Origin of the sequence: Paracidovorax valerianellae, assembly GCF_900102625.1 — a bacterium.
GTDB lineage: Bacteria > Pseudomonadota > Gammaproteobacteria > Burkholderiales > Burkholderiaceae_C > Paracidovorax > Paracidovorax valerianellae.
On sequence record NZ_FMZC01000018.1, the window covers coordinates 14621 to 26902 of the forward strand.

Annotated in this window: 14 protein-coding genes; 3 read left to right on the forward strand and 11 right to left on the reverse strand. The window is 66.8% G+C overall.

All coding sequences use genetic code 11. From position 1 onward, the window contains the following. Window positions 1-17 precede the first annotated feature (17 nt). The 10 genes from flgK to flgB all read right to left on the reverse strand — a co-directional run bounded on the left by flgK (window position 18) and on the right by flgB (window position 9650). Window positions 18-1949, reverse strand: coding sequence for a flagellar hook-associated protein FlgK (flgK, locus tag BLT03_RS20610; protein WP_092745651.1), 1932 nt, complete (start codon window positions 1947-1949; stop codon window positions 18-20). 13 nt (window positions 1950-1962) lie between these two features. Continuing rightward, the gene (gene flgJ, locus BLT03_RS20615; protein ID WP_092745652.1) at window positions 1963-2883 is read right to left on the reverse strand and encodes a flagellar assembly peptidoglycan hydrolase FlgJ; all 921 of its coding nucleotides are present in this window, start codon (window positions 2881-2883) and stop codon (window positions 1963-1965) included. Window positions 2884-2952: 69 nt separating this feature from the next. Beyond that, on the reverse strand, window positions 2953-4098 hold the full coding sequence (locus tag BLT03_RS20620; RefSeq protein ID WP_092745653.1) for a flagellar basal body P-ring protein FlgI: 1146 nt from the start codon (window positions 4096-4098) through the stop codon (window positions 2953-2955). Between the two features lie 210 nt (window positions 4099-4308). Next, window positions 4309-5031 carry a flagellar basal body L-ring protein FlgH gene (locus tag BLT03_RS20625; RefSeq protein WP_092745713.1) on the reverse strand — a complete coding sequence of 241 codons (723 nt, stop codon included), beginning with the start codon at window positions 5029-5031 and terminating at the stop codon, window positions 4309-4311. 62 nt (window positions 5032-5093) lie between these two features. Beyond that, entirely contained in the window at window positions 5094-5876 is a 783-nt protein-coding gene (gene flgG / locus BLT03_RS20630; protein ID WP_092745654.1) for a flagellar basal-body rod protein FlgG, read from the reverse strand. Window positions 5877-5922: 46 nt separating this feature from the next. Next, window positions 5923-6663, reverse strand: a complete 741-nt coding sequence (gene flgF / locus BLT03_RS20635; protein ID WP_092745655.1) for a flagellar basal-body rod protein FlgF — start codon at window positions 6661-6663, stop codon at window positions 5923-5925. A gap of 58 nt (window positions 6664-6721) precedes the next feature. Next, the gene (flgE, locus tag BLT03_RS20640; protein WP_092745656.1) at window positions 6722-7999 is read right to left on the reverse strand and encodes a flagellar hook protein FlgE; all 1278 of its coding nucleotides are present in this window, start codon (window positions 7997-7999) and stop codon (window positions 6722-6724) included. A 74-nt stretch (window positions 8000-8073) separates the two neighbouring features. Beyond that, window positions 8074-8727, reverse strand: a complete 654-nt coding sequence (locus tag BLT03_RS20645; protein ID WP_092745657.1) for a flagellar hook assembly protein FlgD — start codon at window positions 8725-8727, stop codon at window positions 8074-8076. 20 nt (window positions 8728-8747) lie between these two features. After that, window positions 8748-9152, reverse strand: coding sequence for a flagellar basal body rod protein FlgC (flgC, locus tag BLT03_RS20650; protein WP_092745658.1), 405 nt, complete (start codon window positions 9150-9152; stop codon window positions 8748-8750). A gap of 39 nt (window positions 9153-9191) precedes the next feature. After that, window positions 9192-9650, reverse strand: a complete 459-nt coding sequence (flgB, locus tag BLT03_RS20655) for a flagellar basal body rod protein FlgB (protein WP_092745659.1) — start codon at window positions 9648-9650, stop codon at window positions 9192-9194. 214 nt (window positions 9651-9864) lie between these two features. On the opposite strand from flgB, the gene flgA reads away from it, so the two are divergent. From flgA to BLT03_RS20670, 3 genes are all read left to right on the forward strand, one after another. Next, window positions 9865-10623, forward strand: coding sequence for a flagellar basal body P-ring formation chaperone FlgA (gene flgA / locus BLT03_RS20660; protein ID WP_092745660.1), 759 nt, complete (start codon window positions 9865-9867; stop codon window positions 10621-10623). A gap of 91 nt (window positions 10624-10714) precedes the next feature. After that, window positions 10715-11050, forward strand: a complete 336-nt coding sequence (gene flgM / locus BLT03_RS20665) for a flagellar biosynthesis anti-sigma factor FlgM (protein WP_092745661.1) — start codon at window positions 10715-10717, stop codon at window positions 11048-11050. Between the two features lie 40 nt (window positions 11051-11090). Beyond that, complete coding sequence (locus tag BLT03_RS20670; protein WP_092745662.1) at window positions 11091-11453, forward strand: hypothetical protein; 363 nt, start codon at window positions 11091-11093, stop codon at window positions 11451-11453. 112 nt (window positions 11454-11565) lie between these two features. Here the strand turns inward: BLT03_RS20670 and BLT03_RS20675 are convergent, their stop codons facing one another. Beyond that, window positions 11566-12282 carry an RNA polymerase sigma factor FliA gene (locus BLT03_RS20675; protein ID WP_092745663.1) on the reverse strand — a complete coding sequence of 239 codons (717 nt, stop codon included), beginning with the start codon at window positions 12280-12282 and terminating at the stop codon, window positions 11566-11568.

Here is a 12282-nt window from a genome sequence, read left to right on the forward strand (position 1 = left end):
TCTTGCTCCGGCGCGGTTTATCGGCCCATCGTCTGGATCAGGCTGTCGAAGATGCTCTGGGCGATCTGCAGCACTTTGGCGGACGCCTGGTAGGCCTGCTGGTATTGGATCAGCTTGGCCGCTTCTTCGTCCAGGTTCACGCCCGAGACGGCGGTGCGGTCCTTCTCAAGATTGCCTGCAATGGTGGTGGACAGCTTGGCGGAGTTCAGCGCGCTCTGCGTGCGGGTGCCCACCTGGGCCATGAGGCCGGCGTAACCGTCGCTCATGGTGGATTCGTCGAACATCTTCACGTCGCGCAGCGCATTCATAGCCGTGGCGTTGCCGGCGTTGCGGGTGAAGGCGTCGCCGTATTGCGGATCGAGTGCGTTGCCCACCGTCACGGTGTCGCCGGTGTTGGGCGTGCCTTTGAGCGTCAGTTCCCAGCCATCGATCTTGATGGGCTGGCCCGGCGTGTAGGCCAGGCCGGCAGTGCCCGAAGGCGGCGTGGTCGAGCCCGTCACCGTGTAGGTGGTGGGCGGGCCGGCGGCGAAACTCAGACTCACACCGGTCGGAATGGGAGGCGCCGTGAATCCGGTGGAGGTCGCCTGCACACCGGTGAGCTGCATCGAGCCGCCGTTGGTCTTGCCCATGGATGCATTGACCGGGCTGGCCACGGCCAGGTCGCGCGGCGACAGCACCTTGGCCTGGATGTTCGCGGCCGCGGTGCTGAAGGGCTTGAACAGCACGCGCTCGCCAGTGCCACCGGCCGTCGTCATGTTGAAGTTGAGCCCGTCGATCTGCTTGCCGGCCAGGTCGGTCAGGTCGGTGAAAGCGGTGGCCTTGCCGTCGGACATGCGCACCACCTGCCCGGCGGGCGGTGTGGTGAAGCGCACTTCGTAGTCGGACGCCGCGAATTTCGTGGCGTCGGTGAACGACACGTTGCCCACGGCGGAGCCCTTGGTGTAGCCCGGCATGCTGGCCGGCACCGAGAACAGGTCCTTGCCGGGCTGCCCGTCCAGCGTCAGACCCTGTTTGTGCTGCGCATTCATCGTCATGCCGATGGCTTGCGCCATGCGGCCGAGCAGGTTCGCGCCTTCGGCCAGGTCGGTGTTGTTGAAGCGCAGCAGGCCCGAGACCTCGCCGCCGCCGAGCATGTTCTCGTCCAGCTCCACCGGCGCGACGCCGGGGCGGTTGAAGAACAACTTGGTCTGCCCGCTGCCGGGGAAGGCCGTGGCCTCGCCCACCGACAGCTGCGTGGCCGTGGAGCCCAGCACCAGCGGCTGGCTGCCCGCCACGAACAGGCCCACGGTACCGTCGTCGGCCTGCACCTGGGTGGTCTGCACGTACTGGTTGAGCTCGCGAATGATCTGGTCGCGCTGGTCCAGCAGGTCGTTGGGCGACTGGCCATTGCCCGTGGCGCGTGCGATCTGCTCGTTCACGCCGGCCATGCGGCTGGCCAGGCTGTTGATCGCGTTGACGTTGCTGTTGAGCTGCTCGGTGACGGTGTACTGGATTTCCGACAGGCGGTCGGCCGCGGAGCGCATGCGCCCGGCGGTTTCGTCCATGCGCGTGAGCACCACGGTGCGCGCGGTGATGTCGGTGGGGGCCGCCACCACGTCGGACAGCGCGTTCAGCATGTCGGTGATCGAGGCGCCCAGGCCGCTGGTGCCGCCGCTGAACACGTCCTGCATCTGCGACAGCCGCTCGCCGCGCGTCAGGTCGGCGGCCTGCGTGGAGTTGGCCGCGGCGGCCTGCCGCGTGAGCAGTTCGTTGTGGTTGCGCAGAATGGTCTGCACGTCCACGCCCTGGCCGATATAGCCGCCGCCCGTGAACTGGCCCTGCACGGTCTGCAGCGACAGTGTCTGGCGCGAGTAGCCGGCGGTGTTGACGTTGGCGATGTTGTGGCCCGCCGTCTGCAGGGCCACCTGGTTGGCGAGCAGGGCGCGGGCGCCGACGTTGAGCAGGCTCATGGGGTGCGTCCCGTCACGCCGCCGTGCGCGAAACGCGCAAGGTGCTGTTGATGGCCCGGCTCAGCTTGTTGGCGTATTCGGGGTCGGTGGCGTAGCCTGCCTTCTGCAGCTCGGTGGCGTAGGCCACGGCGGAATGGGTCTTCTCGCGCGCTTTTTCGTAGCGCGGGTTGTCGTTGATCAGCTTGGCGTAGTCCTTGAAGGAGTCTTCATAGGAGTCATAGGCGCGGAACTTCGCCGTCACCTTGCGCGGCACGCCGCCGATGTATTCGGTGGTGGTGATCTCGGCCACCTTGCCCGTCCAGCCTTTGCCGGCCTTGATGCCGAACAGGTTGAACGAGTTGTCGCCGTCCTTGGCTCGGATTTCGCTCTTGCCCCAGCCGGTTTCGTGGCCGGCCTGGCCGAGCATGAAGCTGGCGGGAATGCCGCTTTCCTTGGCCACGCGCTCGGCTGCATCGCGGTGGTGCTGCACGAAGCTCTCGCGGCCCTTGGGCGCGGGGGCGGACGGGTCGGCCGCAATGGCGGCGCTGCGCTGGCTGGCAGCGCCCAGGCTCAGCGTGGAGGGCACCGAAAACGTGGGCTCGGCACCGCCAGCCGCGCCGGCATCGCCGCCGCCGATCTGGCGCGTGAGCTGGCGCTGGATGGCTTCCGAAAGCCCGCCCTGGCGGCCCGACATCTGAATGGACAACTGCTGGTCGAGCATGTCGGTGCCCAGGTCCGCCTGGCCGCCTTCCATGAGGCCGGACTTCATGGTCGCCTCGCGCATGCTCTTGATCATCTCGCGCATGAAGAGCGATTCGAACTGCTTGGCCGCTTCCTTGGCGGCCTGCGGGCTGTTCTGACCGGCCTCGTACTTGAGCGCGTTGAGCGAGCGCGAATCGACGGCCAGCGCATTGCTGGCGGTGGTGGTCGCGGCAGAGGGCAGGGTCATGGCCATGTGCGGTCTCCCGTCAGGTCGGGCGCCGTCCCGCGGAGCGCAGGGGCGGCAAAGGAGCGGCCGTGGTCATCAGATGACCTCCAGCTCGGCGTTCAGGGCGCCCGCGGCCTTGATGGCCTGCAGGATCGCCAGCAGGTCCTGCGGCGTGGCGCCCAGGGTATTGAGCGCGCGCACCACGTCGGCCAGTTGCGGCGATGGCGGCATCTGGATGATGTTGCCCGGCTCCTGCTTGACGCTGATGTCGCTCTTTTGCGCCACCACGGTCTGCCCTTGCGACAGCGGATTGGGCTGGCTGATGACGGGCGTGGTGCTGATGGTGATGGACAGGTTGCCGTGCGCGATGGCGCAGGGGCCCAGCGTCACGGCCTGGTTCAGCACGATGGAGCCGGTGCGGGCGTTGATCACGACCTTGGCGGAGGGGATGGAGTCGGCCACCGCCAACTCTTCCAGGTCGGCGATGAAGTTCACCCGGGCACCGGGGTCCAGAGGCGCGCGGACCTGCACCGTTCGGCCGTCCAGCGCAGTGGCGATGCCGGCACCGTTGCCCAGCTTGCCGTTGATGGCCTGGGCCACCTTGCGGGCGGTCTGGAAGTCGGAGGCGTTCAGGCCCAGGGTGATGGTGTCGCTGTCGTTCAGCGGGGTCGGGACCGAGCGCTCCACTTGGGCGCCATCGGGAATGCGGCCGGCGCTCAGATGGTTGATCTGCACCTTGCTGCCGCCGGCCGAGGCTCCGGCACCGCCCACGACCATGTTGCCCTGCGCCATGGCGTAGATCTCGCCGTCGGCGCCGCGCAGCGGCGTGGCGATCAGTGTGCCGCCCTTGAGCGACTTGGCGTTGCCCATGGAGGACACGCTCACGTCGATGGACTGGCCGGGCTGGGCGAAGGCGGGCAACTGGGCGGTGACGATCACCGTCGCCACGTTCTTGAGCTGGGGCGCCGCCGTGCCGGGCGGCAGGCTGATGCCCATCTGCTGCAGGTAATTGGTCATTGCCTGCGTGGTGAAAGGCATCTGCGTGGTCTGGTCGCCCGTGCCGTCCAGTCCCACGACGAGGCCGTAGCCCGTCAACTGGTTGCTTCGCACGCCTTGCACGGCCGCCACTTCCTTGATGCGCAAGGCATGGGCGGGAAGGGCTGCACAGAGGGTGGCTGCGGCAGCCAGCAGCCACACGAGCCGCGACGCGCGCGAAATCAGGAGGGAGGGCAGGGCTTTCATGGCCTCGATTGTGAAAGCGGAGCGCCTCACGGGATGGGCCAAAAAGATGCCGGATTACCGGTCAATTGGGGCGGCCGCCCCACCGGGGTTATGAACGAAAAATGCCGCCAGCGCAATAAGCACCAGGGCGGTATGCTATGAAAAAAATAGCAATCTGCCGCCGGGCCGCGGCGGCAGTTTGCGGGGAAAGTGGAGCGGTGGCGGCGCGGGTTAGAACGGCGTGACCGAATTGAAGGCGCGCGACAGCCAACCCATGGCCTGGGCCTCGCTCTGGGCGCCGCGCCCGCGCGACTGCACCCGGGCATTGGCCACCAGCGTGGAGCTGATCACGCTGCCCGGCTGCAGGGCGCGCGGGTCCACCGTGCCGGAAAAGCGCAGCACGTCCACGTTGTCGTTCACGCCGATCTGCTTTTCGCCAGCGATCACCAGGTGGCCGTTGGGCAGCACGTCGATCACGGTGGTGGTGATGGTGCCGGTGAAGGTGTTGGTGCTTTCGGTGCCGCCCTTGCCTTCGAAGTTGTTGGTGCTGGTCGCGCCCAGCGAGGCCTTGCCCAGGTTGGTCGAACTGATGAACGGCAGCGCGGTGATGCCCGATGCCGTGCCCGACTTGCGGTCGACGGTGGAGGTCGATTTCTGGCTGGCCGATACCGTCTCGATGATCTGGATGGTGACCACGTCGCCCACCAGGCGCGCGCGGCGGTCCTCGAACACCGGCCGGTAGCTGGCCGCGTGGAACAGGCTGCCCGTCGCCGGGCCTGAAGGGCGGGGCGTGGCGGCCACGGGCGGTGGCGCGGTGGGCAGCAGGTCCACGGGCGGCGGGGGCGACAGCGTGGCGCAGCCGGTGCACAGCAGTACCAGGCCTGCGACGGCGGCCAGGCGAGCGGGCTGTGCCGGCAGGGTGAACGGGCGAAGGAGGATGGAGGCGGTACGCATGGCGAAGTCCTGCAAGCGGTGGGGGCGTGGGCGTTCTTCGTGGGAACGGTCGGCGTTGCGCATCAAAGCTGCGCGAGCTTGGCCAGCATCTGGTCCGATGTCTGGATGGCCTTGGAATTCATTTCGTAGGCGCGCTGGGTCTGGATCATGGTCACCAGCTCTTCCACCACGTTCACGTTCGAGGTCTCAAGGAAGCCCTGGCGCATGTAGCCCAGCCCGTTGGTGCCGGGGGTGCCCTGCTGGGGCTGGCCGGAGGCGGCCGATTCCTTGTACATGTTCTGCCCGATGGGCTCGAGGCCCGCCGGGTTGATGAAGTTCGCCATGGCGATGCTGCCCAGTTGCTGGGGCGCCGTGGAGCCTGGCACCGTGGCCGAGACGACGCCTTCGGTGCTGATGCTGATCGCCGTGGCATTGGCGGGCACCGTGATGCCATTGGCCACCGGCAGGCCGCTGGAGGTGACCATGCGCCCCTGCGCGTCGAGCTGGAACGAGCCGTCGCGGGTGTAGCCGATGGTGCCGTCGGGCTGGGTGATCTCGAAGAAGCCGTTGCCGTTGATCGCCACGTCCAGGTTGTTGTTGGACTGCTGCAGGCTGCCCTGCGTGAAGTTGCGGCTGGTGGCGACCGTGCGCACGCCCAGGCCCAGGTGCAGGCCGGTGGGCAGCTGGTTCTGCTCGGTCGTTTGCGAGCCGACCTGGCGCTGGTTCTGATAGATCAGGTCTTCGAAGACCGCGTTGTTGCGCTTGTAGCCGTTGGTCGAAACGTTGGCCAGGTTGTGCGAGATGACATCCAGCTGGGTTTGCTGGGCGGACATGCCGGTCTTGGCGATCCACAGGGAATTGATCATGGCGGTTCCTTTGGGGAGGCGGTTGCGTCGTTGTCGGCGTCGGGGGTCAGCCGTTCAGGCTCAGCAGCTGGCTGGCCGACTTGTCATTGGTCTCGGCCGTCTGCAGCAGGCGCAACTGCGCCTCGAACTGGCGGGAGGCGGCGATCATTCCGACCATGCTCTCCACGGCATTCACGTTGGAGCCCTCCAGGGCGCCCGAAAGCAGGCGCGCGTTGGGGTCGCTGGGCATGGGATCGCCAGAGGTGGTGCGGAACAGGGCGTCGTCGCCGCGCTTGAGCGGGTCTTCCAGGTTGGGCGTGGCCAGCTTCAGGCGCCCCACGGCCGCGGGCCGCTGCGTGCCCACCTTGGCGGTGATGGTGCCGTCCGAGCCCAGCGCGATCTCGGCGCCCTGGGGCACGTCGATGGGGCCGCCGCCGTCCGAGAGCACGGTCAGGCCGTTGCTCGTGAGCAGTTGGCCCGTGGCCGAGACTTCCAGGCTGCCGTTGCGGGTATAGGCCTCGGTGCCGTCAAGCCCCTGCACCGCGAACCAGGCATTGCCCACCGCCATGGCATCGAGATTGCGGCCCGTGCGCTGCACCGGGCCGGATGCTTCAGAGTGGCCGGAGGTCGCCTCCAGCGCGAACACGCGGGTCTTGGCGCCGTCGCCCTGCACCGGCACGGCGCGAAAGGTGGACATCTCCGCCCGGAAGCCGTTCGTGGAGGCGTTGGCCAGGTTGTTGGACAGCACCGACTGCCGCTGTGCGGCGGCGTTGGCGCCCGTCATCGAGGTATAGATGAGGTGGTCCATGGTGGGTCTCGCGCAGGCGTTTCAGTCGGTGGTGGCAGGGGGCGGCGTCAGGGGCGGATCAACGCAGGTTGACCAGCGTGGACATCACCTGGTCCTGCGTCTTGATGGTCTGCGCGTTGGCCTGGTAGGCGCGCTGCGCCGTCATCATGTTCACGAGCTCGGCCGTCAGGTCGACGTTGGAATCTTCCAGCGCACCCGAGCGCAGGGCGCCGAACTTGCCGTCGGTGGGCGAGCCCATCACGGCCTGGCCGGACTCGAACGTTTCGGCCCAGTTGTTGTTGCCGATGGAGGCCAGGCCCTGCGTGTTGCGGAAGCTGGCCAGCGCGAGCTGTCCCTCGGCGCGGGTGACGCCGTTGGAGTAGCGCGTCATCACCATGCCGTTGTTTTCGATGTTGATGCCCGTCAGCTCGCCGGCGGTGTAGCCGTCCTGCGACAGGTCGGACACGGCGAACTTGGTGCCGAACTGCGTCACGTCGTCGAGCTTCACGTTCACGCTGTAGTCGGTGAGGTTGTTCGGGTTCGGCGGCGAGGGCGAGACCGTGAGCGGCAGCTGAAAGCCGGTGGCGGGCGGCGTCGCGGCAGGCGCGGTGATCTTGCCGTTGTTGTCGAACGTGATCTGGCCGACGGCCGTGGCCACCACGGGTGGCGTGGCGGTGGGGTCGTCCAGCTTGTCGTACACGTCCCAGGTGTTGGCGCCGTTCTTCTGGAAGTACAGGCTCACCGGCTTGGCGACGCCCTGGCTGTCATAGACGTTGATCGAAGTGCCGTAGGTGGCGCGCGGCGTGGCGGGCACGGGCGGCGTGGCGGTCGAATCGCCGGCGGCGTCCGGTGCGCGAGCATCCAGGTTGAACGACGCGGTGATCGACGTCGTCTGCTTGGCCGGGATCGGCTGGGACGTCGGGAAGGTGAGCGGTGCGGCGTTGCTCGACGAACGCAGGCCCGTGGCCGGGTCCACCGCGTAGCCCATCACCCTGGCGCCGCTGTTGGTGATCACGTTGCCCAGGTCGTCGAGCTTGAAGTTGCCGGCGCGGGTGTAGGCATTGGTGCCATCGGGCTGCTGCAGCTTGAAGAAGCCGTCGCCGTTGATCGCCACGTCCAGGCTGTTGCCGGTGATCGACAGGTTGCCCTGGTTGAACTGCTGCGCCACGTCGGCGGTTTCCACGCCGATGCCGGCGTTGGTCCCACCGGCGGAGCCGATGGCGGAGGCCACCATTTCAGCGAACTCGGCGCGGGAGGCCTTGAAGCCTACCGTGTTGGAGTTGGCGATGTTGTGGCCGATCACGTCCAGATTCTTGCTGGCGGCGTTGAGGCCGGACAGGCCTTGCTGAAAGCTCATGGTGTTCTCCTGAAAGGAAGAAGAAAGCGCGTGGAAAAGGGGAAGGCGGGGGAGGGGCGATCAGAGCGTGCCGGTCAGAGCACGGCGCGGATCTGGTTGTAGTTGACGGTGCTGCCGGTATCCAGGTCGAGCGTGAGCGCGCCGCTGCTGGAACCCGTTCCCACCACCTTGGCCTGCATGAGCGCGGTGGATTGCACCGTGCCGTCCTTGGTCGATGCGACCACGCGGAACTGCAGGTCGCTCTTGTTGCCGGCGTACTTGCTGGCATCGAATTCAAAATCGTGGCGGCCCTTGTCCTGCGCGCCCATGTCCACGGTGCCCACCACGGCGCCGCCGGGGGTGACGACCTCGACCTTGGTGCTGGTGGCCGCGCCGGCCAGTTCGAAGTAGCCCTTGCCCGTGCCTTCGGTGAAGGTCATCTTGGAGCCTTCGGCCAGCACCGAGCGGCCGATCATGGCGGTGCCCTGCAGCGTCTGCATGGTGGAGAACTGCTCGGCCATGGTCTGCATGGTGAGGTTCAGCGTCTGGATGCCGGTAACGGTGTTGATCTGCGCCATCTGCGACGTCATCTGCGCGTTGTCCATCGGATTCATCGGATCCTGGTTGTTCAACTGCGCGACCAGCAGCTTCAGGAAGCGGTCCTGCGCGGCATTGGGGTCGGTGGCCGAGTTGGCGCTGGTGCCCGACGAATTCACGGTGGCGGTGGAGCCGATGGGATTGAGGATCATGGCGAGGGTCTTCCCGAAAGTTACTGGCCCATCTGCAGGGTCTTGAGGAGCAGCGACTTGGCCGTGTTCATGACCTCGACGTTGTTCTGATAGGAGCGCGAGGCGGAGATCATGTTGACCATCTCCTCCACCGCGTTCACGTTGGAATGGGTGACGTAGCCCTCCGCATCGGCGGAAGGGTGGCTCGGGTCGTGCACCCGCTTGCCCGGCGCGTTGCTTTCGCTGATGGCGCTCACCCGCACGCCGGAGGAGCTTTCCGCGCCCATGGGTGTGGTCTGGAACACCACCTGGCGTGCCTTGTAGGCCTGGCCGTCCGGGCCGGCCACGGCTTCGACGTTGGCCAGATTGCTGGCCACGACGTTCAGCCGCTGCGACTGCGCGCTGATGGCGCTGCCCGAGACACTGAAGATGGAGAACATGGACATGGCGGTTTTCGCTTTCCGTGGATCTGGGCCTGGCGTCGCTTACTGGCCTTGAATGGCGCTCAGCATCGTCTTGGCGTTGCCGTTGATGAACCGCAGCGTGGCTTCGTAGCGCACCGCGTTGTCCACGAAGGCGGCCCGCTCGCGGTCCAGGTCCACCGTGTTGTTGTCCAGGTTGGGCTGGGTCTGCACCGAATAGCCCAGCGTGCTGCCCGATCCCATGCCCGTCGTGGCGGCCGGCAGCGGAATGTGGCGCGGGTCGGTGGCGCTTTGCTGGCGCTGGCCGGTGGCGAGCGACATGCTGGAACCCGATCCGGTGCTCAGGGTGGTCGAGCTGCCGCCGGTCGCGTCGCGCATGGCATCGGCAAAATTGAAGTCGCGGGCCACATAGCCGGGCGTGTCGGCGTTGGCGATGTTGCTGGCGATGGCACGCTGGCGCTCGGCACGCAGCAAAAGCGCGTTACCGTGAAAATCCAGCTTTTCGGTCATCTTGTTCAGCATGTCAGCCTCGCACAGCGGTGGGTTCCTGGCCGGAGGACAACGGTGTTCCGGCGTGGGTTCGATTATGGAAATGGGCCGGTTTTTCTAAAGCGCGAAGAACGCGGCGATTGGCGCGCAGTTCGGTGCTTCGTCCGCGCCCCGCGGCCCTAAAGTGCCAGGGGTCGAATGGCCTTCCCTGCGGGATGGAGCATTCGCCGCCACAGGAGGCCTCCCCATGTCACGTCACACCGCTCACCGATCTTTCACCGCACTGCCACTGGTCCGCATGGCCGCATTGGCGGCTGCTCTGGCCCTGCCCGCCGCAGCGCTGCGGGCGCAGGCCGTGGCCGAACCGTCGGCGGATCTGGGCGGCATCACCCAGCGCTGGCTGGACGATGCGCTGCAGCGCGGCCAGTCCGGCACGGCCAACATGCCGCTGCGCATGGAAGTGAGCGTGGGCGCCCTCGATTCCCGGCTTCGCCTGGCGCCCTGCGCCCGGGTGGAACCCTACCTGCCCGCCGGTTCGCGCCTGTGGGGTCGCACCCGCCTGGGGCTGCGCTGTGTCGATGGCGCCACGGCCTGGAACGTGTTCCTGCCGGTCACCATCAAGGCCTATGGCCCCGCCTGGGTGCTGACGGGCAACGTGGCGTCCGGCGCCGTGCTCACGGCCGCCGACGCGACCGAGGCTGAAGTCGACTGGGCGGCTGAAACCACCGCCATCGTGGCCAATCCAGAAAGCTGGGTCGGCATGGTGGCTTCGCGCCAGCTCATGGCCGGCCAGGCCGTGCGCCAGCACATGGTCAAGGCACCCACCCTGTTCAAGGCAGGGGCGGCCGTGCGGGTCGTCGCGCAGGGGAAGGGCTATTCGGTAACATCCGCAGGCCAGGCGATCACCGCCGGCGCCGTGGGTGAGACTGTGCGCATCCGTATGGAGAATGGCCGCGTCGTCGCCGGTGTTGTGTCTGAAAATGGAACAGTAGAGATCACTTTGTAGGCGATGGGGGCCAAGAAAAGCCTAAAGTCGCCGCGGAAGTGGTCGAAAACATTGCTACTGTGCCCCACATCGAGCGGGGTGGGAGAGAGCGATGAAGATAGGTCAGAACCCAGAAGTTGCCAATGCAGTGTCGCAAGCCGCCACTGCCGCCAAGCAGGCCAAGGCCCCTGCGGCTGCCGCCGAAACGGCCGCCAAGACCGCCGCGCCGGCCGCTGCCGTGGCTGCTGGCGTGCCCGTCACGTTTTCCAACGCGGCCCGCGCCCTGGATGCCAACAGCCGCGCCAGCACCGATTTCGATGCCAACAAGGTGAAGGCCGTGCGTGCCGCCATCGAAAAGGGCACGTTCACGGTGGACGCCGATGCGATCGCGGACAAGCTGCTGTCCAATGCGCAGGAAATCATTTCCCACAACAGCAACAGCCATTGATCCCGGTTTCCTGCGGGGTTGATCGGCACAGGATCCACCCATGCAACTCGAAACCACGCTCTCCGAAGTCGAATCCCGTCTGAAAGACGTCGGCGCGGCCCTGCTGGCCACCGACGCGCTCGCGGTGGAACGCACCGCCCCCCTGCTGCGCCAGGCAGCCCTCGATCTGTCCAATGCGCTCCAGAAAATCGCCCGCCCGGCGGAACTGCCGGCCGACCTCCAGCGCCGTATTAAGGCCATCCGCACCCAATTGATCCAGCAGCGCGAACATCTGGCGCGCCTGACCGCCCTGACCGAGCGCCAGGTGGCGACCGTGTTGCCGCCCCAGGAAGCCTCCACCTACGGAAACGGTGCGCCAGGGCGTTCGGGCGGCGCGGCCCGCATCTACCGCTCGCAGGGCTGATCGGCGACCCCGATCCCAAAAACAAAAACGCCGCACATCGATGCGGCGTTTTTGTTTTGGAAGGGGATGAAGCAACTCAGAAAGAGTGCCCCGCCCGACGGTTGTGCGTCGGCTAATGGCTGCGCATCTTGGCCCGAAGGCGCGCGATCGACTGGCTGTGCAGCTGGCAGATGCGCGATTCGGTCACCCCGAGCACCGCAGCAATCTCTTTCAGGTTCATGTCGTGCTCGTAGTACATGCCCATGATGTGCTGCTCGCGCTCCGGCAGGCTTTTGATGGCCGTCACCAGCGAGGCCTTGAGCCGCTGGTCGCGCAGCACGGCCATGGGATCGGCTTCGCCGTCGGCCACGTGCCGGTCGAGAAAGCTGTCGTCGCCATCGTCGCCACGCGTCATGTCTTCCAGATAGACCAGCTGCGTTCCGCGCACCTTGCCCAGCAGTGTCTGGTATTCCGCCAGGCTCAGGTCCAGTTCGGCGGCGATTTCGGATTCGAGCGGACTGCGCCCGAACTTCTGCTCCAGCCGATGGACTGCGTGTTCGATCTCCTTCTGGCTCTTGCGCGAGCTGCGGGACATCCAGTCGCCCTCGCGCAGCTCGTCGAGCATGGCGCCGCGGATGCGCTGGGTGGCGAAGGTCTCGAACTGCACGCCCTGCGCGGCTTCGTAGCGGGACAGGGCCTCGCTCAAGCCCATCATGCCCACCTGGATGAGGTCGTCCAGCTCCACGTTGGGCGGGAGCTTGGCGATCATGTGGTGCGCAATCCGGCGAACCAGCGGTACATGCTGGCGGATCAGCGCATCACGGTCGAGCTGGCCTTTGGCGGTGTACAT